The organism is Chryseobacterium potabilaquae, from assembly GCF_902728265.1.
Classification (GTDB): Bacteria; Bacteroidota; Bacteroidia; order Flavobacteriales; family Weeksellaceae; genus Chryseobacterium; species Chryseobacterium potabilaquae.
In genome coordinates this window covers 1-25,833 of record NZ_CACVBR010000039.1, presented here as the reverse complement: position 1 = coordinate 25,833, position 25,833 = coordinate 1, and the positions used below count along the sequence as shown (strand labels likewise).

The window sequence follows — 25,833 nt, the reverse complement described above, 5'->3', positions numbered from 1 at the left end:
AAAACAATGAAAAAAGTATTAATTATTAATGGAGGACAAAGTTTTGGACATTCTGGTGGAAGATATAATCAAACTATTGCAGAAAATACACTCGAAGCCCTTAAAACATTGGGTAATTTTGATATAAAAATAACCCATGTGAGTGAAAATTATGATAAAAATGAAGAGGTTCAAAAATTCGTATGGGCAGATTACATTATTTACCATACTCCCATTTGGTGGTTTCAATTACCCAATGGTTTTAAAAAATATATTGATGAAGTTTTCACCGCAGGTCATGCCAAAGGTATTTATTCGAGTGATGGAAGAAGTTCTGAAAATCCAAAAATCAATTATGGAACGGGTGGAATGCTTGGAGGAAGGAAATATATGGTTACTACGAGCTGGAACGCTCCATCAACCGCATTTACTATTCCCGGTGAGTTTTTCAACGAGACAAGCGTAGATAATGGTGTATTATTTGGATTCCATAAAATGAATGCTTTTGTTTCTTTAGAAAAAATGGAAAGTTTTCATTTTCATGATGTAGAAAAAAATGCTAATGTAGATCGTGATATGAAATTATATAAACAACATCTTAAAAATATTTTTGAAAAAGAATTAAAACCACAATTAACCGAATGAAAATTTACCTTACTGCAATTATAAAAACCAAAGAAGAATATAGAAATCAAGTATTAATAATTCTTCAAAATATGGTTAAAGAAACGAGAAAAGAGGAAGCTTGTGAATCATATGTTCTCCATCAAGGCATTGAAGATAAAAATCAATTTATTTTTTACGAAATTTGGAAAAATGAAAAAGGATTAGCTATTCATAATCAACAGCCTTATATACAATCTTTCAGAACAATAGTGGATAAAAAGTTACAGGAAAAACCTCAAATCTATTTAACTCACATTCTATAAATATGAAAAAAATATTGTTTTTACTGCTTATTCTATTCAATATCGGATCAATACAAGCACAAACCAAACTCTATAAAAATATGAAAAAGAAAATTCTATTTGTCGTTACCAGCCACGATAAAAAAGGAAGTACAGGAGAAAATACAGGATATTATCTGGGAGAAGTTTCTCATCCTTGGGAAGTTCTTTATCATGCCGGCTATGAAATTGATTTTGTAAGCCCCAAAGGAGGAACTCCTCCTGTGGATGGATTTGATTTAAAAGATCCGGTAAATAAGGAATTCTGGGAAAATAAAGAGTATAAAAATAAAATTGACCACTCCTTAAAACCTTCACAAATCAATCCGGACAATTATTCTGCTATCTTTTATGCAGGAGGTCATGGAGCCATGTGGGACTTAGCAGATAATATAGAATTGGCAAGTATTGCATCCAAAATTTATGAAAACAATGGAATTGTAGCAGGAGTTTGCCATGGCCCGGCAGGTTTAGTCAATATTAAACTTAGCAACGGTAAATATTTGGTTGATGGTAAAAAAATCAATGCTTTCACCAATGAAGAAGAATCTGAAGTAAAATTAACAAACGTTGTTCCTTTTCTTTTGGAAGACAAGCTAATAGAAAGAGGAGCACAATTTGAAAAATCCGGACTTTGGCAGAATCATGTAGTGAGTGATCAGAGAGTAATTACCGGGCAAAATCCTCAATCTGCAAAAAGTGTAGGTGAGGCTATTCTAAAAGAATTGAAAAACTAAGTATAAAAAATGGAGGTATTTTATTAAAACACCTCCATTTTTTATTAATACACTTAAAAACTATCCGCCAATCGGTAAATGGGTACTAATAGCTATCCTATTCCAAGCATTGATCGTTACCACTGCCATAATGATCTGTGCAATCTGACTTTCATCAAAAAATTTTTTCGCCTGTTGGTACGTTTCTTCGGAAAGTCCTTTTTGGTTAATCAAAGTAATTTCCTCTGCCATCATTAAAAGTACTTGCTCTTCTTCGGTATACAATTCTTTTGCCTCTCTCCAGGCATTCAAAAGAAAAATTCTTTGGGGAGTTTCTCCATATTTTAATGCATCTTTCGTGTGCATATCCAGACAAAAAGCACAAGCATTAATTTGTGAACTTCTAATCTTTAATAATTCTTTCTGAAGAGGATTTAGAAAACTATTCTGAAGAGATCCTTCTAGTCCTAACATTGCTTTGTAAGCAGTAGCATGGGCAGTTGCCATATTAAATCTTGCACTCATATTTATTTTGTTTTAAATTTCTAGTACAAAATTCGCTATTGAATATTGAAAAAATCTTAAACTAGTTTAAGAACGTAATTTTGCTCTGATTTCACTTAAATATTCCGGAGTAAATCCTAAAAATGAAGCAATTAAATATTGAGGAATTCTTTGAATAAACCAAGGATACTGTGTACTGAAATGGTGATAAAGCTCTTCCCGTGAATATTCATACAGATAACGAATTCTACGTTCAGAAGCAGCATAAGCCCGTTGATAAATAATTCTAAAATACCTTTCCATTGTAGGATGCTTTTGAAGAAGCATTTCCTGAGATTGAAAACTTAACACTAAAATCATTGACTTTTCAACGGATTGAATATTAAATTCAGATATAGCTTGTCTTTCAAAAGCAAAAGTGTCGGTTATCCACCAATTTTCTATAGCAAATTCTGTGGTTTGTTCAATTCCTTTTTCATTAATAAAAAACTTTCTAAGACAACCTTTTTCAACAAAATACATGAATCTGCATACTTCTCCTCCTATCATCAAGTTTTGTTTTTTCTTTACTTCTAACACCTCAAAAAAAGAAAATATTGAAGCGAGTTCATGCTCATCTACGCTAATAAATTTAGCCAAATGTGCCTTAAAAATTTCCATTGTTTCCATTGTGTATCCAAACTTAAGTTTATTTTTTTAGTTTTACAAAAACAAAATATTAAATCATGGAGATCATTGCAAAAATAGTAATTGCTATAGTAGCCATCGAACATCTTTATATTTTATGGCTTGAAATGTTTGCTTGGGAAACAAAAGGAAAAAAAGTTTTTAAAACGGCCTTACCTCCTGAAATGTTTACCCCCACAAAAAGGTTGGCGGCCAATCAAGGGCTTTATAATGGTTTTTTATCAGCCGGATTGATTTGGTCACTGCTCATTAAAGACCCTCAATGGCAATATAATATTTCTTTGTTTTTTTTAGGATGCGTCATCATTGCAGGAGTTTATGGTGCTATTTCGGCATCAAAAAAAATATTTTTTGTACAAGCACTCCCTGCCATAATAGCAATCATCATTGTCTTGATAAAATGATCAAGTTTTAATTTTTTTTTATAACTTTCCTATAGATTAAGCACTTAACCAAAATTTTTATTCAAATGCTTGCGAAACAAAATCAAAACATATTAAAGGCAAAAGGATTAGTGATTTATGGAAATGGTGAAAATAAATTAAACATCCTAAAACCAAAAGGAGTTCCAGGGAATTTTTTACCTGAAGATAAACAATCACAGATTCCAATTAGATGGGGAAACAGAGAATTTTTCACTGATTCTCCCGTGATAAATGTCGAAAAAAATGAAGATATTTATTCTATTATTTGTTGGGATTGGGCACCTGGACCGGGACCTGGAGATTTTCGTATAGAAGTTAATTCGGAAACAGAGGTAGTGGATTTCGTAATCAATTTTTATTTTGAAGAAAACGTACATTTTGAAGCTTATAAAAAAGATATTACTCAGAACAGAAATTCCATAAACGTTACTGATATTAAGAATATTTTGGAAAAATTAATTCAGCAACTTGAAAATAAATTTTCTAAATCAGAAATTAACTTTTCCGAAAGAGGTACTTTTCATAAAATTCCTATTGATAAATGGAAAGTAAATGAATTAATAGAAGAAAAAACACATATAGAAATTGAAATGGGTTTTATCAAATTGGAAGTTTCCATGCTGAGAAAAAAAATAGACGAAAACAAAGAGTTTGATCAAAAAGATTTGACTTATATCGCCGACCTAATCAATGAATTGAGTTTTACTATGAAAAAATAGTATAGAATATACATTACATTGCTAAAATCTCAATCAATTTCTGTTTCATTTTTTTAGGACTTAACTTCCCTTCTTGATAATAGATTAAATTTTGATTTTTATCTAAAAAAATCCATAATGGATAAATGGGTTTATTTTTATTTTTAGATAAAGCTAAAGCTAGTTCATGAATTCCTGAATTTCCATTGGACAAATAGACAAATTCTTGATTCTGAAACTCAATTTTTTCTTTTGTTTTTTCCGCCTCAAAATGGATAAAGTAAAATTTTTCATTGATTAATTTCACCAAATCTTTATCTTTATTCAAATCAAAAGCTTCAATCTTACAGATAGTACACCAATCTGTATACACATGAATAATGATAGGTTGAGGAAGCTCCTTTGAATAAGATTTCAATTCAGAAAACGTGCCTGTCTTTATCTGAGAAAGACAAAAACAGGGCACTAACATTAAAAATAAAATCAATATTTTCATTTCAAAATATATTTTACGCCCAAAAAACCTCTTATTTTTTGCATTGGGGCATAACCATATGTTGTATCAAAGGTATAATGATATGGATTACTCACAGGATCATTCACTGATTTGTCAAATGGATCAAATGGTCTCATCAAAGGATCTTTTGGAGTAAAATTGAATATGTTTTTAATTCCACAATATACTTCAAATCCTGACTTGAAACTTTTCGAAACCTGAATATTAGCTAAACTATAAAAAGGTGAATATTCTGGACGGTAATCGTTGGGTAAAACCGGTAATCGCATAGGACCATAAAATTGTCCTGTAAAATCCAATATGAGATTATTTGGAAATTTATAGGTTATATTATAGGTTCCACTCCATTTTGGTGCATGTAATTGTTGTGATTTCCCCATACTACCATCAAATTTTTGGTAAACATCAAGATAAGTTACTCCCAAATTGATACTTAAAGGAAAATTAAAAGTATAATCCACATTCAACGAAGCTCCTCTTGAAATTCCGTAACCATGGAGATTATCATAAATGATTTTATCCGGTTGTGAATCAAAATCTCCCACTATTTTATTACTAAAATAAGTATAAAAAGCAGATGCATCTACATTCATTAAACGATCTGCCATTGGAATTTTCCAAACATAGTTTACATTTCCGTTGATTGACTTTTCAGGTTTTAAATTAGATTGTATCACAACTTCTCGAGAACCCGTTAATGCTGCATGATCTTCAGTAAATAAATTCACAACCCTGAATCCTGTGCCAAAATTAAAACGGACTGTATGATAAGGATTAGGAGAAAATTTCCACGCGAATCTAGGAGAATGGACAGAATGATGAACCATATCATAATCATATCGATACCCTAAAAGAAAAGTGTTCTTTCCATTTACCTCCCATTGATCCTGAATAAAAGCTCCGAAAATGGGAGACTTCATAGGTTCATTCGTAATACCATCAGCTGAGAAAGTTCCGGGTGTATTGTCATCATAAAACGTTTTTTTGAAAGTTCCTCCCAGAATTAAATCATGATTTCCCAACTTTTTATCCCAATATGTTTGTACGAAAGTTACTTTTTGAGTAGCGTCAAAAGGGTTTGTACCATAGAAAGAATTTTGATCATGAAAATTATAGGAAAGCTGCGTGATAATATTTTCTTTTAAAGGCCATTGATACACTCCAAAAGCTTCCATCCTATTGGTATAAATGCTTTCACCATATATCTGATTACTTCCTCTATATGATTTATTCCACTGCATTTCCCCTCCAAAGCGATCTTCATACAAATACCTCAACGCAAAACTGGCCAATCGATTTTCTTTTCTCTGAAAATTCCATTTATTAAAAACAGAAATTCTGTTCTGTAAAGCGGCATCGGTAAAATTATCTTTATTATAATCAAGTCTGTTTTCAAAATTGAAATAATTTAAACTTATTAATGAGGCTACATTTTTACCAACATTAAACTTTGTTGATACATCTAGATTATTTTCGCTCCATGTAGTCGCCATAAGATCAATACTTAACTTTGGAGCCAATAGAGCATTTTTTGTAATGATATTTATTACTCCTCCCATTGCTTCTGAACCATACAATGATGATGCAGGGCCTTTCACTACTTCAACCCTATCAATAAGGCTATTGGGAATCCCACTCAAGCCATACACGGTAGAAAGAGAACTTACGATGGGCATTCCATCAATTAATATCATAGTGTATGGACCTTCTAATCCATTAATATGGATATCACCCGTATTACATACAGAACAATTCAGCTGTGGCTTTACCCCATTTACCATAGCAATAGCTTCAAATATATTAGGTGTTGGATTTTTTTGAAAAAATTTCTGACTATAAATTTCCACCGCTACCGGACTTTTCGATTTGCTTATAGGTTTTATAGTTCCTGTAATAACGACATCATCAATCAGTTTAGTTTTAACTTCTTTTTTATTTGAAATTTTTATAGAATCATAAAGTGTAGGTGTATTTATACTGACACTATCTTTCATTTGTGAGGATAAAAAATTGGATAAAAAAATTAAAAAAAGTAATCTGTGCTTCATTAAATTATAATTGTTAGACAAAGCTAACAATTATTTATATAACAACAAAACAACATGACAAATGTCTCCAAAAGCAATTCATGAAAAAGTATTAAATTTGAGAAACCCCATATAAGAGTAAAATGAGATATCATCAGGCGGGAAGTATCCCACAAAAAAGACATACGATTTTCAAATCTCCGGAAGATAAGTTTTACTATGAACAGCTCTTCGGAACCGAAGGCTTCCACGGAATTTCATCTTTGTTGTATCATGTTCATCGTCCTACTCAAATAAAATCAATTGGAGAGCCGAAGGATGTTACTCCTAAGATTGCTATAGATAAAAATGTGACACCAAGAATGTTTAAAGGAATGAATGTAACTCCTGAAAATGATTTTTTGGATAGCCGGAAAATACTATTGATGAATAATGACCTCAAAATGGGGTTAGCTAAGCCAAGAAAATCAATGGATTATTTCTATAAAAATGCAGAATGTGATGAACTCTTATTTGTTCATCAGGGAAAAGGTATTTTAAAAACATTTGTAGGTAATCTGGAATTCTCCACCGGTGACTATTTAATTATTCCCCGAGGAACCATTTACCAAATTGAACTACAATCTGATGATACCGTTTTCTTCGTACTAGAAAGCCACTCTCCTATTTATACTCCAAAAAGGTATAGAAATGAATTTGGACAGCTTTTGGAGCACTCCCCTTTCTGTGAAAGAGATATGATTGCTCCCACTTTTATTGAACCTAAAGACGAAAAAGGAGAGTTTCTCATTAAAGTAAAAAAAGAAAATCAAATTACTGATTTCATATACGCAACTCATCCATTTGATGTTGTAGGATGGGATGGTTATTTTTATCCATATAAATTCAACATTAAAAACTTTGAACCCATAACAGGACGGATTCACCAACCCCCTCCGGTACATCAAAACTTTGAAGGTCATAATTTTGTAGTATGCTCTTTCTGCGCTAGAATGTATGATTATCATCCTATGGCAATTCCTGCACCCTACAATCACTCCAATATTGATTCTGATGAAGTATTATTCTATACAGAAGGTGACTTTATGAGCCGTAATCATATTGATTTAATGGATTTTACGCTACATCCGGGAGGGATAGTACATGGACCACATCCGGGAGCAATGGAAAGAAGCATCGGTAAAAAATTTACTGAAGAATATGCAGTTATGGTAGACCCTTTTCGACCTTTGAAAATTACTGAAGAGGCATTAAAAATAGAAGATCCTACCTACAAAACTTCTTGGTTGGAATAATATAATTCTCTAGAACATTCAGAATAAGGCAAAATTAATTAAAAAAAATCCCATTTTATGCCCAATTATATAAGTGCAGAAGAAGCCATCTATACTATAAAAAGTGGAAATCGTGTATTTTTTCATGGAAGTGCATGTACTCCCAATCATTTAATTGATGAATTGGCAAAACAGTCTAGACGATTAGAAAATGTAGAAATGGTTTCTATTACCCAACAAGGAAATGTAGAAATTGCAAAACCGGAATATAAAGATAGTTTTTTCATCAATTCTTTATTTGTTTCCACCCCAGTACGTGAGGCCGTAAATTCTGAAAGGGGAGATTTCGTTCCTGTATTTCTCAGTGAAATCCCCATTCTCTTTAGAAAAAACATTCTGTCTCTTGATGTAGCATTAATAACAGTATCTCCTCCTGATAAACATGGTTTCTGCACTTTGGGAACTTCTGTGGATGTTGCAAGAGCCGCTGTAGATACCGCTAAAACAATTGTTGCTGTAGTTAATCCCAGAATGCCCAGAACCCATGGTGATGGAATGATTCATATAGATAGAATTCATAAACTCGTTTGGCATGAAGAAGAACTTCCCACTGTAGATTATGGTTCAAAAGTCGGAAAAGAAGAAATGCTCGTAGGAAAAAATGTAGCTGAACTTATTGACGATAAATCGACTCTTCAAATGGGAATCGGAACTATTCCTGATGCGGTTTTAAAATGTTTGAACAATCATAAAGACTTAGGAATTCATACCGAGATGCTCAGTGATGGTGTAATTGATTTAATCCAAAATGATATTATCAATAATAAATATAAAGGGTATAACAATAACAAAAACATTACCAGCTTCTGTTTTGGTACTAGGAAGTTATATGATTATGTAGATGATAATACGGTATTTGCTTTCCGAGATGTGAGCGAAGTTAATTTTCCGATCAACATTATGAAAAACAAAAAAATGGTAGCCATTAACTCTGCTATAGAAATAGATTTAACAGGTCAAGTTTGTGCAGACTCTATTGGTACCATTCAGTATAGTGGAATTGGAGGGCAAATGGATTTTATGAGAGGAGCGGCACTCAGTGAAGATGGTAAACCTATTATTGCTATTACTTCAAGAACTAAAAAAGGGATTTCCAGGATTGTTCCTTTCTTGAAACAAGGAGCAGGCGTAGTTACAACAAGAGGCCATATTCATTATGTGGTAACTGAGTATGGAACAGCTTATTTATATGGTAAAAATTTACGACAAAGAGCACAAGAACTTATTAGCATTGCTCATCCTGATGATAGAGAAATGTTAGAAATAGCAGCCCACGAAAGATTTAAGCATTCTTAAAATAAACTACTTATTAAAACATATTAATTTAACATATATTCATCATTGCAAAAATTTTAAGGTTTTGGCAGCATTTTTGATAAAACTTTTAAAATTTGGAAATTGAAGACTATATATAATTCGATAAGAGAAGAAGTTATAAAACATTCTAAAGTAAAGAATTCTGTTCTGGGGAATGTAAAGGAATGGAAAAGGAGCCATTATATTATTCTTTCCGAAATAATAAAAGAAGAACTTTCAGAATCAGAAGAACTAAAAGGAGTAAAAAAATTTGAAATAGGAAATACTATTTCACACGTCACTCTTCAACGTTTTTTTGAAAATGATTACCAAGACAAAACCCATAGTGATTTAAGGTTCTTAAAAACCTTAGATAAAATTTGTATATTCTTGGGATATAAAGATCTCAATGCTTATATTCAATGTGTAAAAGAAAATAAAGTAGAAAAAAAAGAAGAAAATGATGAGGATTTCTTCCAAATCATCTATAAATATTGTTCTACAGCATTTGAATTTTATAAACAACTTCCTAATCATAAAATGGAATTATTCGAATCTTTAGTTTTCCATGATTCTCCATTTTTGGCAAGGGCATCACAATTTAGTAAAGAATTATGTGATAGAGGACTTCAACTTATTACCGAGAATAATCGCTCCAATTTTGAGGTCTTTGATGTACATATCATCAATGATGAACCTGATAAAAAAATACTGGAATCTCAAGAGTTTTGGAATCTTTTATTCAAAACAGAAAAAACAGGAGAAGAGTATTTTGTCAATCAATTAAATAAACAACTTTACTTTTTACGTAAAATAGGAAATGTTTGGAAAATTTGGGATAATTATAACCCTGATGCGGGAAGACTTAATAAAAGGATTGAAATAATATAAAAAAGAGGTTGTCCAGAAAGACAGCCTCTTTTAATGTTTCAAAATATTTTTTTCATTCATGTTTGTGGAACAAATATATAAATCCAAAGAGTAGCATAACAAACTTAAGCGGACTTAAATAAACTTTTTATTTTTTTAATAATCAAGCTTGATTTAAAATTTTGTGATTATAAAGTATAGCTTTCTGAATTTGTAAGATTTTTGTAATTTGCATACTATAATTTAAAAGTAAAAATCGAAAATATGTCAACACTTACATTTGCCGAAAAAATTGCTCAAGCAGAGAATTTTTTACCCATCAACGGGACAGATTACATTGAGTTTTATGTAGGAAATGCTAAACAGGCCGCCCACTATTATAAAACTGCTTTTGGTTTTAAATCAGTAGCATATGCTGGGCCTGAAACTGGAGTAAGAGATCGCGCATCTTATGTTCTTCAACAGGGAAAAATAAGACTGGTTTTAACAACCGGACTTACCTCTGATTCTCCAATTAGTGAGCATGTAAAAAAGCATGGTGATGGAGTAAAAATATTGGCACTGTGGGTAGATGATGCATATCAAGCTTTTGAAGAGACAACAAAAAGAGGAGGTAAACCTTATATGAAACCAGTAACCCTAAAGGATGATAATGGAGAAGTAAGAATGTCCGGGATCTATACTTATGGAGAAACGGTACACATGTTTGTGGAAAGAAAAAATTACTCCGGAACTTTTATCCCGGGATATCAAAAATGGGAAAGTGACTATAATCCTGAGGAAACAGGACTATTATATGTAGATCATTGTGTAGGAAATGTAGGTTGGAATAGAATGATTCCCACTGTAGAATGGTATGAAAAAGTAATGGGATTTGTTAATATCCTCTCTTTTGATGATAAACAAATTAATACAGAATACTCTGCTTTAATGTCTAAGGTAATGTCTAATGGAAACGGATTTGCAAAATTCCCTATCAATGAGCCTGCAGAAGGTAAAAAGAAATCTCAAGTAGAGGAATATCTTGATTTCTATGAAGGCGAAGGAGTACAACATATTGCTGTGGCAACAAAAGATATTATCCATACTGTAACCGAATTGAAAAAAAGAGGTGTGGAATTTCTTTCGGCTCCTCCAGAAGCATATTATGATATGGTACCAGAGAGAGTTGGACATATCGATGAAGATCTCAAAAAACTTCAAGATTTAGGTATTCTTATTGATCATGATGAAGAAGGGTATTTATTACAAATCTTTACAAAGCCAGTAGAAGACCGCCCTACGCTTTTCTTTGAAATTATTGAAAGACATGGCGCTCAAAGTTTTGGCGCTGGTAATTTTAAAGCACTATTTGAGGCATTGGAAAGGGAGCAAGAAAAAAGAGGTAATCTTTAACTATACAATATAAAATAGTATGTTTTGTCAAGATTATTCCATCTTGACAAAACTTTTTTAAAACACAAGAATATGAAAAAGATTTTTATTGGAATTTTATTATTTGGAACAACATTATGTTTACATGCACAATATGGGTCCATCAATGACATTCTTAACAAACTTGAAGAAAGACAAGGTATAAATCAACATTTAGAAGATGTAAACGTCGACAATAAAAAATTTGTACTCATCAAAGAGGCAGAAGATCATACAGAACGAGATTTTCTAATCCTTAAAGGAGAAAACGTAACCTATGTAGAAATTTTTGATGATAAAGCAACAGGAGAAAGCAGTTCTAATGTTTTTACAGGTGATATTGTAAGAAAAAAGAATATAATTTCCGTAAGAGCCAATATGCTGGAAAATAAAAAAATTCCCATTCCTGTAACTAAAACTTTATTGTTAACCAAACAAGACAATATATTGTATCTTATCGATGTTAATACCAAAGATAGATGGATCGATGAAGAATCGTATTCAAAAAAATAACAAACCTGAATTCAGGAACATTAATCCCTAGAATTCATTATTAACGCTAAATTTATGAAATCATTTGTAGAATATTCCTCACATTCCGACTTTTCAATATATAATATTCCATTCGGTGTTGCCGTTTTTAACAAGGAATATATAGGATGTTGCACAAGAATAGGCGATCAAGTGATCGATCTTGCCACATTATACGATTTTGGGTATTTTGAAGAAATTGATGGATTTGATGATAATGTTTTTGAAGCCTATACATTGAACGAATTTATAGAATTGGGAAAACCTATCACGAATGCCGTTCGTAAAAAAATACAGGAATTATTATTAGAGGGTTCCATCTTATCAAAAGATCAAAAAACAATTGAAGAGGCATTTTATGATTTGGATAAAGTTAAAATGATGATGCCTATTCATATTCCAAATTATACAGACTTTTACAGCAGTATAGAACATGCCACCAATGTTGGTAAAATGTTTCGTGATCCGGCCAATGCACTGTTGCCTAACTGGAAGCATTTACCGGTAGGATACCATGGAAGAGCATCCTCTATTGTTGTTTCAGGAACAGAAATCAACCGCCCCAAAGGTCAAATGAAACCTGCAGATGCAGATAAACCGGTTTTTGGACCATGCAAACAGTTGGATTTTGAATTAGAAATGGCTTTCATCATCAATAAAAATACGGAGATGGGAGAAAGCATTTCCACCAAGCAAGCCGAGGAAGCTATTTTCGGAATGGTTATTTTTAACGACTGGTCTGCAAGAGATATTCAAGCTTGGGAATATGTGCCTTTAGGACCATTTTTAGCTAAAAATTTTGGCTCTTCTATCTCACCTTGGGTGGTAACTTTAGAAGCGCTTGAACCATTTAGAACAACTTCTCCTATTCAAGATCCTGAAGTTTTGGATTATTTAAAATTTGAAGGTGATAAAAATTATGATATTCATCTTGAAGTATATTTACAACCTGAAAATGGAGAACAAAATCTAATCTGTGAAAGTAACTATAAACATATGTATTGGAATATGACTCAACAACTTGCTCATCATACCGTAAATGGATGTAATGTGGAAGTTGGTGATATCTATGCAAGTGGTACTATTTCTGGAAGTGATCCTAAATCCTTTGGTTCTATGCTTGAACTTACTTGGAGAGGCCAAAATCCAATACTATTAAACAATGGCCAGGAAAGAAAATTCATTGATGACCAAGATACTGTTACAATGAAAGGTTGGGCAGAAAAAGATGGAATGCGAGTAGGTTTTGGTGAAGTTTCAGGTAAAATTATTCCTGCTATTTAATTAATCTAAAAATATCAGCAATTAAATATATTTGCAATTAAACAAAGACACTTTAGTTTTTTATAAAGCTAAAGTGTTTTTATAATAAGAAGCTATTATAATTTAAGTGGTTAAATAAAAAATATGAAAACAGTAATCCCTTCCGAAATATCAGCTGTACAACTGCAAACAATCATGCAAACTGCAGTTTCGCCACGTCCCATCGCATTAGCCTCTACAGTTGATAAAAATGGGAATATCAATTTATCTCCTTTCAGTTTTTTTAATATGTTCAGTACGGTCCCTCCTATCTTAATCTTCTCTCCGTCAAGAAGAGTTCGTGACAATACTACCAAGCATACATTAGAAAATATTCTAGAAGTTCCTGAAGTGGTTATTGGAACCGTAAATTACCCCATTGTCCAGCAAATTTCCTTAGCTTCCACTGAATATGATAGTGGAATAAATGAATTTGTCAAAGCCGGATTAACCATGAAAGATGCTGATTTGATAGAACCTAAATTAATTGAAGAATGCCCTGTAAACTTTGAATGTGAAGTTTTAGAAGTAAAATCCTTAGGTGATCAGGGAGGTTCGGGAAATCTTATTATTTGTGAAGTTAAGAAAATTCATATTAATGAAGATTATTTAAATGAAGAGGGAAATCTGGATCAAAAAAAACTTAATATGGTAGCTCGTCTTGGAGGAAACTGGTATTCTACTAACAATGAGAATAATCTTTTTGAAGTTCCTAAACCTTTAGTCACAAAAGGCATTGGTTTTGATCTTCTCCCTGATGAAATAAAGTACAGCAAAACATTTACCGGAAATGACTTAGGCATGCTCGCCAATATAGAAGTATTACCTGGAAAATCTTTTCAATCTGAGGAGAGTATACATAAAAAAGCCCAGGAATTATTACTCTGCAATAATATTGATGAAGCCTGGAAACTATTAGTTATTAGATAAAACCTTTTCATTTATAACAAAAATAATATCCATAAAAAGGAGTGTAAATCACTCCTTTATCATTTTAACTTTAATAAATTCAATACACTTTTCGACCCCACGATCTAAGGCTTTTGGCAATTGATCATTTTCCCATGGTTCTTTTGCACCAAAAGTGTGATCTGCATTTTCTACTAAGAATAATTCAGAGTTGGGATGTAGGAGGTGAAGATGCTCGGCATTATTCACGGGGACACTTTCATCATGAGTCCCATGAATAATCAAAAAATGTACTTTGGTCATTTCAGCAGCTTTTTCTATATCAAAACGATGATTATTTTTTTCATAGTCTTCATAAAATTGATAAAAATGAGGCATCTCCTGTTTTGTTCTTCCATTCAATACATAGTAAACCCCTTTTTCTTTCCACTTTTCAAAAGCTTCACTTTTGGGAAAACGATCCAATGTATCAACACTTGCTAAGGTAATTAATCCATTAATTCTTTTATCTTCATATGCCTGAATGACAGAAATTCCTCCTCCTCTACTATGTCCCAGAATAATTATTTGTTGGTTATCAATCTTAGGATCTCCAATGAAAAAATCAATTACAGCAGTTACATCAGAAAGTTCTTTAGAATAATTATTATTTCCAAAAGCTTCAAGGTCAGCAAAATTATGAGGATCATTAACGGTCGTTCCATTATGAGAAAAATTGAATTTAACAAAATAAAAGCCTTTTTCTGCAAACTTTTCTGCCATTAAATCCCAAGCTCCCCAATCTTTATATCCTTTATACCCATGAACAAAAATAATTAATGGTAATTTCTTATTAGTTTCAGGATAAAATGCATCCGCTAGAAAGCTTCTGGTTTCGGAATTTGAAATAATAATATTCTGTCTTTTCGTTATATTCATATTGTTCTTTTATTTCTTGAGAATCACTGTACAACCTTTGTCATTTTAAAAATATTAAAAAATAGGAATAAACACAAAGGAAAACCCTATTTTTGCTATATGTTGGATCTAAGAACGGTAACGGTAATGCGTTATATTCTGCCTCTCCGTGAAGGAGGCTCTCTTCCTGCATTGGCAGAAGCTGATGACGACTTTAAGTATGTTCTCAAATTCCGTGGCGCAGGTCATGGAGTCAAAATGCTAATATCGGAATTACTAGGTGGAAAAATTACTGAAGCTTTAGGTTTAAAAATTCCTGAACTTGTTTTTGTAAACCTTGACGCAGATTTTGGAAGAACAGAAGCTGATGAAGAAATTCAGGATTTATTAAAATTTTCAGAAGGATTAAATTTGGGTTTACATTATCTTTCCGGTTCCATCGCTTATGATTCCAATGTAAAAATTGATCCTCTTTTAGCATCAAAAATTGTTTGGTTGGATGCTTTTATCACCAATATTGACCGAACTTTTAAAAACACCAATCTTTTAATCTGGCACAAAGAACTCTGGGTAATTGATAATGGAGCCTCTTTTTATTTTCATCATTCTTGGCAAAATTTTGATGTAGCAGCTAAAACACCTTTTAAGTATGTAAAAGACCATGTTTTACTTTCCCAAGCAAGCCTGCTGGATGAAGCAGACAAACTAGCACACGAAGTACTAAATGATACCATCTTCAGAAAAATTGTTGATTTAATACCTGATGATTGGCTTCATTGGAATGACGCTGAAGAAAATCCTAATGAAATTCGGGAAATATATTTTCAGTTTTTGAAAAACAGATTAGAAAATTCTCAAATCTTTGTAAACGAAGCCAAAAATGCAAGAGAATAATATATACGAATACGCAGTAATACGCTTAGTACCAAAAGTTGAAAGAGAAGAGTTTTTCAATATCGGGCTCATCATGTTTTCAAAAAAGGCGAAATATATTTGTGTAAAGTTTTATGTATGCCCGGACAAGTTTCGATTGATGCACAGTAAACTAGATTATGAAGATATCATTCAAAACATAACAAACTTTCAAAAAATTGCTAACGGAGATAAGGGTGGAGGCCCCATAGCACAACTGGAAATACCTGAACGTTTTCGTTGGTTAACGGCAGTAAGAAGCTCGGTAATACAGACTTCAAGACCTCATCCGGGAAAATCTAAAGATCTGGATAAAACGTTTGGTAAACTTTTTGAGGAGTTAGTGAAATAATATCATACTGAAAAAATCCTATGAATATAGTGACAAACCATTTCAAAACATATAGTGTTAAACTATTATTCCTTCTATTTTCATGTATATTCTGTAGAATATTTTCTCAGGGTCAAGAGCAACAAATCCAGAAAAGCATTCTTCTAGCTGAAAGAACATTAGCTTTAGAAAATATAGCCTACAAGACAAGTGACGTTGGAGATTCATTATTACTGGACATTTATACTCCCAAACAAATCTTAGACAAAAAGTTACCCGTAGTACTCTACATTCATGGAGGGGGCTGGGCCAAGGGTAACAAAACAATCAGAGCAAACAGCTATATTGAAAACACTATTTTAAAATTAGTTGAAAAACAATATACAGTAGTTAGTATTGATTATACATTAATTAATGAACACAGTCATTTTCCTATTCCCATCCAAGATTGTAAAGATGCTATAAGATGGATAAGGAAAAATGCAGAAAAATACCATTTCGACGCTAAAAACATTGGGCTTTTTGGAACTTCTGCCGGCGCCCATCTGTCCTTATTAGCCGCATATACTCGTGACAACGAATTTGTGGGAGCTCCTGAGCTTTCTCAATATTCTGCCGAAGTAAATTATGTTGTTGATAATTTTGGGCCTACAGATTTAAACAAGATATTTCATACCCGTGCCGGAAAACCTACAGCCTCTATTATTAAACTCTTTTCAAAAGAAATCATTGATATAAGAGAAAAGTTAATTCAAGGAATGTCAGGATATGATATTAAGAAGGACAAAAGAAAAATTATAGAATATTTCAACACATTATCACCTCTTAACTATACTTCCCGTAGAGTTCCGACGTTCATACTACAAGGAAACAAAGATAAAATTGTTCCATTACAACAATCAAAAAAACTCTATCAACAACTAACTAAAGAAAATATTCAAACCTCTTTAATTATAGTGAATGGGGGAAATCATGGATTCCGAACTACTAGTCCACAACGTCTGGATGAACTCACCGATGCCATGGTTAATTTTATTATTTCACAAAAAAAATAATATTGTTAAGGTATTTAACAATATATACATACACTCTATTCTAGGTCATCCTTCATGATAAGCTTTTTTATATGAAATAAATATAAATTTGCTAAATTGATATACATATATGCGTTTTTTATATTAAAATTAATTAACTTGGCCTTTGTTTAAATTATTTAAATTAAAACAAATAAAAAAACAAATTATTTTCTTATAAAAAACTTTACCGATATGGATTCCCTAAATAATATCAATGCATTAACACTTGTTTTTGTCTCTATACTCATCTTGGCAATAGCTTATCGTTTCTATGGAATTTTTATGGCGAACAAAGTATTACGTTTAAACGATAAAAATACCACTCCTGCTATAGAATTTGCGGATGGAAAAGATTATGTAGCCACCAATAAAAATGTTCTTTTTGGGCATCACTTTGCAGCCATTGCCGCAGCGGGTCCTTTGGTTGGCCCTGTTTTAGCGGCCCAGTTTGGGTATCTTCCTGGTGCATTATGGATTCTAATTGGCTGTGTACTGGGAGGTGGCGTTCATGATATGGTAGTTTTGTTTGCTTCCGTACGCCATAAGGGTCAAAGCTTAGCTACCATTGCTTCTAAAGAAATTGGAAAAGCTACGGGAACAGTTGCCGGATTTGCTATTTTATTTATTTTAATCCTTACATTGGCTGGATTATCTCTTGCTTGTATCAATGCCATGCATGAAGCTTCATGGTCTTTGTTTACTGTTATAATAACCATGCCGATTGCCATTATTATGGGCTTAATTATGCGGTATAGAAAAAACTCAGTGACCTTTGCGAGTATTCTAGGAGGAATTCTTTTAATTGCCGGGATTATCGGTGGACACAGTTTAATGCAAAATGAAACCATGAATAATTTTTTTTCATGGCATATCTCCACGATTTCCATTGCTATCCCGTTATATGGCTTTTTAGCATCTGTTTTACCTGTTTGGCTACTTTTAGTTCCTAGAGATTATCTATCTACCTATTTGAAAATTGGAACAATCATTATGCTAGCAATTGGAGTTATCGTAATACACCCAACAATTCAAATGCCAGCCTTAACACAATTTGTGAATGGTGGAGGTCCTGTAATTGGAGGTCCAGTACTCCCTTTTATCTTCATTGTTATTGCTTGTGGGGCAATTTCTGGATTCCATGCTGTGATTGCAACAGGAACAACACCCAAAATGCTAAATAAAGAAAAAGAAATTCTTTTTGTAGGATATGGAGCTATGCTCGTAGAAGGTTTTGTAGCATTAATGGCACTTATTGCAGCCTGTACACTTATGCCAGGAGATTATTTTGCGATCAATACTCCCAAAGAGTCTTATGATGCTTTTCTTGCTGCTCATCCTTCATTACACGGGGTTGATATTGACTATTTCTCTCAGAAGATCGGGATTGACCTTCATGGTAGAACGGGAGGTGCAGTTTCTTTAGCCGTAGGAATGGCTCATATTTTTAATAAAATCCCTTATATGGATCAACTTATGGCCTATTGGTATAATTTTGCCATTATGTTTGAGGCAGTTTTTATTCTTACAGCGATCGATGCAGGCACAAGAGTAGGTCGTTTCTTTTTACAAGAAATGTTAGGTTCTGTAATTCCAAAATTCAATGATAAAAACTGGATGCCGGGAATCATAATTAGCAGCCTTATTTTCACATTTGCGTGGGGATATTTAGTTTATACGGGTAATGTGAGTAGTATTTGGCCTTTATTTGGAATTAGCAACCAGCTTTTAGCAGCTTGTGGACTTATCGTTTGTACAACAATGCTAATACGTTTAAATAGAGGTAAGTATGCTCTTTGTTCAGCTATTCCTGGAGTTTTCATGGCCGGAATAACATTTTGGGCCGGTTATATTCAGGTGACTGACATTTACATTCCTAAACAACAGTATTTATTAGCTTCATTGGCTGTCATTGCCATGTTATTGATGCTTGTTGTTTTTATAGGAGCATTTAGAAAATGGTATCAGTTACTCCAAATTAACAAAACAGAAATCGATTTTTATGGAGAATCCGTAAAAGAGCTCGTTGAAAGATAATGAAAAGAATTGATGAACTAAGCAGAGGTTACTCATTAATTTATGGGTTCATCATATAGCTGGCTTCCCCAAAATTGGATATCTCTTTCTACTAAATTGGAATTAAAGAATAAGTGATTCACTTCCTCTACCGTTTTACTTACTGCATTTGGATCGGTGGTCCTTATTCTTGTTTCATGATTCTCCTTTACTCCTTTTGCTGTAAAATTAAGTGACCCCATATAGGCTATCTCATCATCAACAACATAGATCTTACTATGAATAAAGGTCCTATTAAAAGACATTCCATTACTATTAGGTGAAATATAAACTTTAAAAGGAAACAACTGCTTATAGGTATAATGATAAATTTTTTTAGTTTTAATTTGTCTTACTATAAAATCTCTTACCAAAAATAATAAAGCAACTATAATAAAGCCATAAGCTAAGCTCCATACTTTAAGAAAATATATTAAAGAAATTAATACTAGAATTAATCCTATCATAGAAAACAGCAAAGTTCCTGAAAAATTAATCAAGCTATCTCGTGTTGCTTTTGCTTCTTCATCCACATACCTATGCTGAACAATAAGTTTATTGATATTTTTTTCAGTTCCATAAAAATCTTCAATTTCATCAGTTGTAATTAGATTAATATCAATTCCTTTTGAATGTAGAAAAATTAATTCTTTAATTAAATACGGAGAAAGATAAGGTGAAACTATTTTTACATTCTTCTTTGCATTTCTAATGTCCTGTATCAGCTTTGTTCCTGCACTCTTCCCTATATAAATATCACAAACAGCATTGTTATAAAATGTCCCCATTATCTGAAATAAAACTAATTCTCCTATAAAAATTTGTAAAAATAAATTTTACAAAGGTATCATTTTTTCCCAAACCTAATTTACCTCTTCTACTTTTTCTATTTCACTTCATGCCTTTAAAACTTTATTACAAGAATAAAAAAACGGATTCAATGATGAACCCGTCTTGATATTTTAATTATATTTTTATCAGCTTAGCATATTTTAAAATAAGATTCTTTTCACCGTCATGTTGGAAAATAACCTTCGCTTTGATATTTTGAGGATCAGTTCCATCCAAAAATTTCACTTCTCCTATCCCAAACCGATCATGTCTTACCTTATCTCCTACCTCAATGTCCTGAGAAGAAGCCCCACTTGGATTGATAATCTTCGCTGTACCCACAGGAATTAACTTTTTGGGTTCAGCAATAGGTTTTTGTTTATCATTTCTTTCTATAGATTTCTTCTCTACTTTTTTGAAGCTCCGTGGCTCAGAAGAATATTCATCAAAAATATTGGATTTAACCCCGGAATTATTAATAAAGCGTTTTTCCATGACAGGATTAACAAATTCAATAAATTCCTCATCCACTTCACTTAAAAATCTAGAAGGTTCAGCATCTGTAATTTTTCCCCATTGGAATCGCGAAACCGCATAAGAGAAAAAAACTTGTTTTTCAGCCCTTGTTAAAGCCACATAGAATAAACGTCTCTCTTCTTCAAGGTCTTCTCTTGTCGTAGAACTCATAAAACTAGGAAAAAGATTTTCTTCCAATCCTACCAAATGAACCACCGGGAACTCCAATCCTTTAGATAAATGGATAGTCATTAAAGATACCACATTATCCTCATTAGCTTTATCTTGTGTATCGGATGAAAGTGCAATATTTTCCAAAAAGTTTGATAAACCCGGATCACCATCTTCCAACTGCATCTGTTCCTCAATAAACCCTTGCATAGAGTTCATTAATTCCTGTACGTTTTCTACTCGTGAAATACCTTCAGGAGTTTGATCATCTTTTAGAAACTTAATCAATCCGCTTCGCTTAGCCACTTCCATGGCAACATTATAAGCTGTTTCTGTTTTCAATAATACTTGAAACGCTTTGATCATAGACCAAAAGTCATTAAGCTTATTAAGAACCCCATTATTCAGTCCTAATTGGGGAGCATATATGGGTAAGTTATTCAATACACTAGAAACAGAAACATTTTGAGAATCTGCAAAAACAATCAATTTATTTTGAGTAGTTTCACCTATTCCTCTTACAGGATAATTAATTACCCTCATAAGCGCTTCCGAATCATTCTCATTAATGAGGAGTCTCAGGTATCCGAGTAGATCTTTCACTTCTTTTCTTTGATAAAAAGATAAACCTCCGTATACTTTATATGGGATATTCTTCCGTCTTAATGCATCTTCAAAAGCCCGAGTTTGAGAATTTGTTCTATATAAAATGGCAAAATCATCATATTTTCTCTGATCCCGATTATGAAGTTCCCAAATATTCCCCGCTACAAAATTGGCTTCATCTGCATCAGAAAGAGAACGGTATACCTTTATTTTATCCCCTTGTTCATTATCACTGAAAACATTTTTTTTAAATTGTTGTAAGTTTTTAGCAATTACAACATTTGCAGCATTCACAATCGTTTGTGTTGAACGATAGTTTTGCTCTAAGGAAACGGTCTTCGCATCAGAATAGTCTTTTTTGAAGTTTAAGATATTATAAATATTTGCTCCCCGGAAAGAGTAAATGGATTGGGCATCATCACCTACCACACATATATTTTCAAATTTTGAAGCCAATGCTTTAACAATAAGATATTGAGAATGATTTGTATCCTGGTACTCGTCTACTAAAATATATCTAAATCGATCTTGATATTTTGCTAAAACTTCCGGAAAACGAGTTAATAGTTCATTCGTTTTTAAGAGTAAATCATCAAAATCCATTGATCCGTTGCGAAAACATGCTTCTACATACTTCTGATAAATTTGCCCTATAAATTTCATATTTGCTTTTTCATCAGCTTCGAGCAACTCCGGGTTATTAAAATAGGCTTTTACGGTAATCAGATTATTTTTATACGTAGAAATTCTTGCCTGAACCTTTTTAGGTTTATAAAGATCCGCATCTATATTAAGATCTTTCAATACTTTTTTAATAACATTCAGAGCATCTTGCTGATCATAAATAGTGAAATTAGAAGGATATCCCAAATAATGAGCCTCGCTCCTCAGAATTCTTGCAAATACTGAGTGAAAGGTTCCCATCCATAAACTTCTCGCATTACTATCTCCTACTACTTTTGCAATACGTTCTTTCATCTCACGTGCCGCTTTATTAGTAAAGGTAAGAGAGAGAATATTGAAGGGATCCACTCCATTGGTTATTAAATGGGCAATACGCATAGTAAGTACACGGGTTTTGCCTGAACCTGCTCCTGCAAGCACCATTAATGGGCCTTCTAAAGTAGTAACAGCCTCATATTGTGACTCATTCAGTCCTTTCAAATAATCCTCCATATCGCAAAAAATTTTGGGCACACAAAATTAGTGTATTATGGGGAGAATTCAAATTTTAAATGGTATATGTAATCGCAACACTAATTTTACCAAATAGACAAAGACTAAAATAAAGAACCCACGCAAAATAGTACCAACTAAAGTTCTAAAATCCAAGATGAAAGTTTGACATCTGAAGAAAGCTCTAATTTCTTTTTTAATCTGTACTTTTTTGTCTCAATAGCTCGTAAAGTTATATTTTCATACTGTAGTATCTGTTTAGCATTTAAATTAAGCCTAAGATATATACAGAATTTAATATCATGCTCAGTAAGACCTGAACAATGTGATTTTAATTTTTCATGAAAATCCGGATATAATTTCTTAAAACTAGTAAGAAAAAAGGGATTACCTTCTTCAGCCATTTTTATAATCTCACTGAAAGATTCATATTCATGTATTTTATCTTTAATCTCTTCAATACTATCTAATGAATTTTCGCTAAATCCGAACTTATTTTTTCTTTTATGTATTACATAGGTAACATATCCTGTCAACGCCAATATCACAACCATTGTCACAAAAAATAAATATACATGATTATCTTTTTCTTTCACTCCCAATTCATTAACAATCGTATATAGTGCTCTCTTTTCACGGTCATTAGTACTATCATTTAGAAATGAGTATTTTTTATAATATTCCTCTGATTTTTCTTTATTATTGAGAAGATTATAAACTTTGGAAAGCTCACTATAAGTTTCTTTTTCATACTCTTGATTCTTTATCTTTTGGGATATAGAAAGAGATTTAAAATAATAATCTAAGGACTCAGCGTACTCTCCTTTTATCATATGTAATTTTCCCAAATTCATTAAAACTAAAGCATCATTATCCAGGGCATATTTCTTACTGGCATTTAATTCAATAGATTTTTTTAGATAATATTCTGCAGAGTCTAAGTTCTTTTTTTCTTTTATATACCTCTCGGCTATTTTTATATAGACCAATGGTCTTGGTTCTAATTTTAAAAGCCTACTTTGCATCACATACAAAGAGTCAACTTTATCTAATTGATCAAAGTTTGACCACTTCCACAAATAATTATCCGTTAAAAGATGCTCCCTTTGATTACTATCTGGTATTTTATTTGCATAGGAAATGGCTATATTTAACTTTTCATTACTCTGTTTATAAAGTTTCAATAGAAAATAATCCCGTCCATATTCATTATATAATTTAGAATATAATATCGGATCTTCCGTTTTTGCCATTTCTTTTTTAGCTTCATTTAAATAGCTTAGACTTTTACCATATTCATTAACAGAAGCTAATAGATTACCTATATAAATATTCGTGGTAATAATTCCATGAGAATAATTGTCCTTCTTATATTCTTTCAAGACATCCAAATTAAATTTTATGGCTTCCTCATATTCTCCTTTACTTTTATAATTCTTCATAATCCCTTCCAATTCACTTAGCGTGTAGGTCTGACCATTATGCTTAATTATAAATAACAAACAAAACAAACACATCACTTTCGAAGAAAAATAGATGTTAAATACTTTCTTGAATGAAAAAAACTTACTTACAAACATATTTAGATTCTAATTAACTATTCCATATAGGGTGAAAAAAACTCATGAAACACACAACTTATTATATGTAAAAACACTACAATTCATCTACAAAAAAAACATAACATACTTATTATCAATCAGAAATTTAAAATGTAGCAAATTTGTAGAAGTAATTTTTACAATTGCTTTCCTAATTTTATCCCAGTACTTATCCCGAAGATTTGATTTAAGATACCCCAAATATATCATTTAATATTGACATAACTAGTTGATATAATGAAACATACATGAGTGTCAATGATGAAAAAATTAATATAAATAGATATAAAAAAACATATAATTTATTTTTTTTTTATATGTTATGAAAAACATAATACAACTTTAGACTTTAGACTATTTTTTTATCAAATTCAAATTTTAACAACAACTAGCAAAAAAAAATTAAATTTTAACATTTTATCACTATATAACTCTTAAAAAACAAAAATAATTAGATATAAAATCTAAATAAGCAGACATAAGTAAATAAAACTCAAAAGCTCAAATATTCCAAAAAAACGAATTCAACAAATACTAATCGAAATAAGACGAGGGTTGCCACCTTATAGCAACTATTATTATGAAAAATCTATTCAACAAAAACGCAAAAGTAATCGCTACTACAGCATTAGCAGCTGTTATTACAATCTCAATGAGCTTTACATCTCAGGAAAAAATCGAAGCAAGCGCTAACGAAACACAAACTTCCATACAAGATGCGCAAATTAAAAATGTGAGTCAGGCAAAATGGCCGGCAGCAGTTGGTGCTAGTGCAGCAGCAGTAGGTACTCTCGTACAAGTAGCTAACTTCGCAACAAACTACTTTTTCGGAGGAGGAAAAGCAATGAATGACTCAGCAAACGAAAAAGATCTTATCAATTCTGAACAGATCAAAGTAAGCCAGTTTGATTAATTAAACCAATTTCATTTTTATAGAACCAGATCGCTACTAAACCTGGTTCTATTTATACCAAAACCAATCTTAAAAAAAGGGTTGCCACCTTATAGCTATTATTATTATGAAAAATACATTCAACAAAAACGCAAAAGTAATTGCTACTACAGCCTTAGCAGCTGTTATTACCATCTCAATGAGCTTTACATCTCAGGAAAAAATCGAAGCAAACGCTAACGAAACACAAACTTCCATACAAGATGCGCAAATTAAAAATGTGAGTCAGGCAAAATGGCCAGCAGCAGTTGGTGCTAGTGCAGCAGCAGTTGGTGCTTTCGTACAAGTAGCTAATTTCGCAACAAACTATTTTTTCGGAGGAGGAAAAGCCATGAATGACTCTGCAAACGAAAAAGATCTTATCAATTCTGAGCAGATCAAAGCAAGCCAGTTTGATTAATCAAACCAATTTCATTTTTAATGAACCAGATCTCTATTAAAACTGGTTTTATAAACACCACAACAATCTCAAAAAAAGGGTTGCCACCTTATAGCTATTATTATTATGAAAAATGTATTCAACAAAAACGCAAAAGTAATCGCTACTACAGCATTAG

At 32.2% G+C, this 25,833-nt stretch carries 26 protein-coding genes; 18 read left to right on the top strand and 8 right to left on the bottom strand.

The features are described 5' to 3' along the window. Positions 1 to 6 precede the first annotated feature (6 nt). The 3 genes from CHRY9293_RS15435 (at position 7) to CHRY9293_RS15425 (ending at position 1,663) form a co-directional block, all read left to right on the top strand. On the top strand, positions 7 to 624 hold the full coding sequence (locus CHRY9293_RS15435; protein ID WP_162033803.1) for an NAD(P)H-dependent oxidoreductase: 618 nt from the start codon (positions 7 to 9) through the stop codon (positions 622 to 624). Then, on the top strand, positions 621 to 908 hold the full coding sequence (locus CHRY9293_RS15430) for a putative quinol monooxygenase (protein WP_162033802.1): 288 nt from the start codon (positions 621 to 623) through the stop codon (positions 906 to 908). Before CHRY9293_RS15435 ends, CHRY9293_RS15430 begins: the two co-directional genes overlap by 4 nt. Before the next feature lie 80 nt (positions 909 to 988). Beyond that, entirely contained in the window at positions 989 to 1,663 is a 675-nt protein-coding gene (locus CHRY9293_RS15425; RefSeq protein ID WP_162033801.1) for a type 1 glutamine amidotransferase domain-containing protein, read from the top strand. Between the two features lie 60 nt (positions 1,664 to 1,723). Here the strand turns inward: CHRY9293_RS15425 and CHRY9293_RS15420 are convergent, their stop codons facing one another. Then, a complete protein-coding gene (locus tag CHRY9293_RS15420) occupies positions 1,724 to 2,167 on the bottom strand; it encodes a carboxymuconolactone decarboxylase family protein (protein ID WP_162033800.1) in 444 nt (147 codons plus the stop codon). A 66-nt stretch (positions 2,168 to 2,233) separates the two neighbouring features. After that, positions 2,234 to 2,806 (bottom strand): Crp/Fnr family transcriptional regulator, encoded by a 573-nt coding sequence (locus tag CHRY9293_RS15415; protein WP_162033799.1) that lies wholly within the window; start codon positions 2,804 to 2,806, stop codon positions 2,234 to 2,236. A 65-nt stretch (positions 2,807 to 2,871) separates the two neighbouring features. Here CHRY9293_RS15415 and CHRY9293_RS15410 point away from each other — a divergent pair, with 65 nt between their 5' ends. Then, complete coding sequence (locus tag CHRY9293_RS15410; protein ID WP_162033798.1) at positions 2,872 to 3,237, top strand: DUF1304 domain-containing protein; 366 nt, start codon at positions 2,872 to 2,874, stop codon at positions 3,235 to 3,237. A 65-nt stretch (positions 3,238 to 3,302) separates the two neighbouring features. Beyond that, a complete protein-coding gene (locus CHRY9293_RS15405) occupies positions 3,303 to 3,977 on the top strand; it encodes a hypothetical protein (RefSeq protein ID WP_162033797.1) in 675 nt (224 codons plus the stop codon). A gap of 13 nt (positions 3,978 to 3,990) precedes the next feature. On the opposite strand, the gene CHRY9293_RS15400 is transcribed toward CHRY9293_RS15405, so the two are convergent. Then, entirely contained in the window at positions 3,991 to 4,452 is a 462-nt protein-coding gene (locus CHRY9293_RS15400; protein ID WP_162033796.1) for a thioredoxin fold domain-containing protein, read from the bottom strand. Beyond that, complete coding sequence (locus CHRY9293_RS15395; RefSeq protein ID WP_162033795.1) at positions 4,449 to 6,467, bottom strand: TonB-dependent receptor plug domain-containing protein; 2,019 nt, start codon at positions 6,465 to 6,467, stop codon at positions 4,449 to 4,451. The genes CHRY9293_RS15400 and CHRY9293_RS15395 overlap by 4 nt, the downstream gene beginning before the upstream one ends. Positions 6,468 to 6,643: 176 nt before the next feature. Here CHRY9293_RS15395 and CHRY9293_RS15390 point away from each other — a divergent pair, with 176 nt between their 5' ends. The 7 genes from CHRY9293_RS15390 to CHRY9293_RS15360 all read left to right on the top strand — a co-directional run bounded on the left by CHRY9293_RS15390 (position 6,644) and on the right by CHRY9293_RS15360 (position 14,176). Then, positions 6,644 to 7,795 (top strand): homogentisate 1,2-dioxygenase, encoded by a 1,152-nt coding sequence (locus CHRY9293_RS15390; protein WP_162033794.1) that lies wholly within the window; start codon positions 6,644 to 6,646, stop codon positions 7,793 to 7,795. A 57-nt stretch (positions 7,796 to 7,852) separates the two neighbouring features. Further along, positions 7,853 to 9,130, top strand: a complete 1,278-nt coding sequence (locus CHRY9293_RS15385; protein WP_162033793.1) for an acetyl-CoA hydrolase/transferase family protein — start codon at positions 7,853 to 7,855, stop codon at positions 9,128 to 9,130. A gap of 102 nt (positions 9,131 to 9,232) precedes the next feature. Further along, positions 9,233 to 10,021 (top strand): hypothetical protein, encoded by a 789-nt coding sequence (locus CHRY9293_RS15380; RefSeq protein WP_162033792.1) that lies wholly within the window; start codon positions 9,233 to 9,235, stop codon positions 10,019 to 10,021. 243 nt (positions 10,022 to 10,264) lie between these two features. Further along, positions 10,265 to 11,395, top strand: a complete 1,131-nt coding sequence (gene hppD / locus CHRY9293_RS15375; RefSeq protein ID WP_162033791.1) for a 4-hydroxyphenylpyruvate dioxygenase — start codon at positions 10,265 to 10,267, stop codon at positions 11,393 to 11,395. Between the two features lie 72 nt (positions 11,396 to 11,467). Then, a complete protein-coding gene (locus CHRY9293_RS15370) occupies positions 11,468 to 11,926 on the top strand; it encodes a hypothetical protein (protein WP_162033790.1) in 459 nt (152 codons plus the stop codon). A 54-nt stretch (positions 11,927 to 11,980) separates the two neighbouring features. Continuing rightward, entirely contained in the window at positions 11,981 to 13,228 is a 1,248-nt protein-coding gene (gene fahA / locus CHRY9293_RS15365; protein ID WP_162033789.1) for a fumarylacetoacetase, read from the top strand. A gap of 123 nt (positions 13,229 to 13,351) precedes the next feature. Continuing rightward, positions 13,352 to 14,176, top strand: a complete 825-nt coding sequence (locus tag CHRY9293_RS15360) for a flavin reductase family protein (protein WP_162033788.1) — start codon at positions 13,352 to 13,354, stop codon at positions 14,174 to 14,176. A 48-nt stretch (positions 14,177 to 14,224) separates the two neighbouring features. On the opposite strand, the gene CHRY9293_RS15355 is transcribed toward CHRY9293_RS15360, so the two are convergent. After that, entirely contained in the window at positions 14,225 to 15,073 is an 849-nt protein-coding gene (locus tag CHRY9293_RS15355) for an alpha/beta hydrolase family protein (RefSeq protein ID WP_162033787.1), read from the bottom strand. A gap of 99 nt (positions 15,074 to 15,172) precedes the next feature. Between CHRY9293_RS15355 and CHRY9293_RS15350 the strand changes: the two genes are divergently transcribed. From CHRY9293_RS15350 to CHRY9293_RS15335, 4 genes are all read left to right on the top strand, one after another. After that, positions 15,173 to 15,946, top strand: coding sequence for a HipA family kinase (locus tag CHRY9293_RS15350; protein ID WP_162033786.1), 774 nt, complete (start codon positions 15,173 to 15,175; stop codon positions 15,944 to 15,946). Beyond that, positions 15,933 to 16,316, top strand: a complete 384-nt coding sequence (locus CHRY9293_RS15345; RefSeq protein WP_162033785.1) for a DUF3037 domain-containing protein — start codon at positions 15,933 to 15,935, stop codon at positions 16,314 to 16,316. The genes CHRY9293_RS15350 and CHRY9293_RS15345 overlap by 14 nt, the downstream gene beginning before the upstream one ends. A gap of 20 nt (positions 16,317 to 16,336) precedes the next feature. After that, positions 16,337 to 17,350, top strand: a complete 1,014-nt coding sequence (locus tag CHRY9293_RS15340; protein ID WP_162033784.1) for an alpha/beta hydrolase — start codon at positions 16,337 to 16,339, stop codon at positions 17,348 to 17,350. A 213-nt stretch (positions 17,351 to 17,563) separates the two neighbouring features. After that, the gene (locus CHRY9293_RS15335; RefSeq protein WP_185153228.1) at positions 17,564 to 19,405 is read left to right on the top strand and encodes a carbon starvation CstA family protein; all 1,842 of its coding nucleotides are present in this window, start codon (positions 17,564 to 17,566) and stop codon (positions 19,403 to 19,405) included. 35 nt (positions 19,406 to 19,440) lie between these two features. On the opposite strand, the gene CHRY9293_RS15330 is transcribed toward CHRY9293_RS15335, so the two are convergent. The 3 genes from CHRY9293_RS15330 to CHRY9293_RS15320 all read right to left on the bottom strand — a co-directional run bounded on the left by CHRY9293_RS15330 (position 19,441) and on the right by CHRY9293_RS15320 (position 24,165). Beyond that, entirely contained in the window at positions 19,441 to 20,211 is a 771-nt protein-coding gene (locus CHRY9293_RS15330; protein ID WP_162033783.1) for a phospholipase D-like domain-containing protein, read from the bottom strand. 178 nt (positions 20,212 to 20,389) lie between these two features. Continuing rightward, a complete protein-coding gene (locus CHRY9293_RS15325; protein WP_162033782.1) occupies positions 20,390 to 22,723 on the bottom strand; it encodes an ATP-dependent helicase in 2,334 nt (777 codons plus the stop codon). Positions 22,724 to 22,860: 137 nt separating this feature from the next. After that, positions 22,861 to 24,165, bottom strand: a complete 1,305-nt coding sequence (locus tag CHRY9293_RS15320; RefSeq protein ID WP_162033781.1) for a tetratricopeptide repeat protein — start codon at positions 24,163 to 24,165, stop codon at positions 22,861 to 22,863. A 739-nt stretch (positions 24,166 to 24,904) separates the two neighbouring features. Between CHRY9293_RS15320 and CHRY9293_RS15315 the strand changes: the two genes are divergently transcribed. Both CHRY9293_RS15315 and CHRY9293_RS15310 read left to right on the top strand, forming a co-directional pair. Beyond that, entirely contained in the window at positions 24,905 to 25,237 is a 333-nt protein-coding gene (locus CHRY9293_RS15315) for a hypothetical protein (protein WP_162033780.1), read from the top strand. Between the two features lie 106 nt (positions 25,238 to 25,343). Continuing rightward, complete coding sequence (locus CHRY9293_RS15310; RefSeq protein WP_162033779.1) at positions 25,344 to 25,676, top strand: hypothetical protein; 333 nt, start codon at positions 25,344 to 25,346, stop codon at positions 25,674 to 25,676. Positions 25,677 to 25,833: the final 157 nt, after the last annotated feature.

Bases quoted from the DNA above. Each gene is read 5' to 3' on its own strand.
- CHRY9293_RS15435 (WP_162033803.1), top strand. From the start codon at position 7: ATGAAAAAAGTATTAATTATTAATGGAGGACAAAGTTTTGGACATTCT.
- CHRY9293_RS15430 (WP_162033802.1), top strand. From the start codon at position 621: ATGAAAATTTACCTTACTGCAATTATAAAAACCAAAGAAGAATATAGA.
- CHRY9293_RS15425 (WP_162033801.1), top strand. From the start codon at position 989: ATGAAAAAGAAAATTCTATTTGTCGTTACCAGCCACGATAAAAAAGGA.
- CHRY9293_RS15420 (WP_162033800.1), bottom strand. From the start codon at position 2,167: ATGAGTGCAAGATTTAATATGGCAACTGCCCATGCTACTGCTTACAAA.
- CHRY9293_RS15415 (WP_162033799.1), bottom strand. From the start codon at position 2,806: ATGGAAATTTTTAAGGCACATTTGGCTAAATTTATTAGCGTAGATGAG.
- CHRY9293_RS15410 (WP_162033798.1), top strand. From the start codon at position 2,872: ATGGAGATCATTGCAAAAATAGTAATTGCTATAGTAGCCATCGAACAT.
- CHRY9293_RS15405 (WP_162033797.1), top strand. From the start codon at position 3,303: ATGCTTGCGAAACAAAATCAAAACATATTAAAGGCAAAAGGATTAGTG.
- CHRY9293_RS15400 (WP_162033796.1), bottom strand. From the start codon at position 4,452: ATGAAAATATTGATTTTATTTTTAATGTTAGTGCCCTGTTTTTGTCTT.
- CHRY9293_RS15395 (WP_162033795.1), bottom strand. From the start codon at position 6,467: ATGAAAGATAGTGTCAGTATAAATACACCTACACTTTATGATTCTATA.
- CHRY9293_RS15390 (WP_162033794.1), top strand. From the start codon at position 6,644: ATGAGATATCATCAGGCGGGAAGTATCCCACAAAAAAGACATACGATT.
- CHRY9293_RS15385 (WP_162033793.1), top strand. From the start codon at position 7,853: ATGCCCAATTATATAAGTGCAGAAGAAGCCATCTATACTATAAAAAGT.
- hppD (WP_162033791.1), top strand. From the start codon at position 10,265: ATGTCAACACTTACATTTGCCGAAAAAATTGCTCAAGCAGAGAATTTT.
- CHRY9293_RS15370 (WP_162033790.1), top strand. From the start codon at position 11,468: ATGAAAAAGATTTTTATTGGAATTTTATTATTTGGAACAACATTATGT.
- fahA (WP_162033789.1), top strand. From the start codon at position 11,981: ATGAAATCATTTGTAGAATATTCCTCACATTCCGACTTTTCAATATAT.
- CHRY9293_RS15360 (WP_162033788.1), top strand. From the start codon at position 13,352: ATGAAAACAGTAATCCCTTCCGAAATATCAGCTGTACAACTGCAAACA.
- CHRY9293_RS15355 (WP_162033787.1), bottom strand. From the start codon at position 15,073: ATGAATATAACGAAAAGACAGAATATTATTATTTCAAATTCCGAAACC.
- CHRY9293_RS15350 (WP_162033786.1), top strand. From the start codon at position 15,173: ATGTTGGATCTAAGAACGGTAACGGTAATGCGTTATATTCTGCCTCTC.
- CHRY9293_RS15345 (WP_162033785.1), top strand. From the start codon at position 15,933: ATGCAAGAGAATAATATATACGAATACGCAGTAATACGCTTAGTACCA.
- CHRY9293_RS15340 (WP_162033784.1), top strand. From the start codon at position 16,337: ATGAATATAGTGACAAACCATTTCAAAACATATAGTGTTAAACTATTA.
- CHRY9293_RS15335 (WP_185153228.1), top strand. From the start codon at position 17,564: ATGGATTCCCTAAATAATATCAATGCATTAACACTTGTTTTTGTCTCT.
- CHRY9293_RS15330 (WP_162033783.1), bottom strand. From the start codon at position 20,211: ATGGGGACATTTTATAACAATGCTGTTTGTGATATTTATATAGGGAAG.
- CHRY9293_RS15325 (WP_162033782.1), bottom strand. From the start codon at position 22,723: ATGGAGGATTATTTGAAAGGACTGAATGAGTCACAATATGAGGCTGTT.
- CHRY9293_RS15320 (WP_162033781.1), bottom strand. From the start codon at position 24,165: ATGAAGAATTATAAAAGTAAAGGAGAATATGAGGAAGCCATAAAATTT.
- CHRY9293_RS15315 (WP_162033780.1), top strand. From the start codon at position 24,905: ATGAAAAATCTATTCAACAAAAACGCAAAAGTAATCGCTACTACAGCA.
- CHRY9293_RS15310 (WP_162033779.1), top strand. From the start codon at position 25,344: ATGAAAAATACATTCAACAAAAACGCAAAAGTAATTGCTACTACAGCC.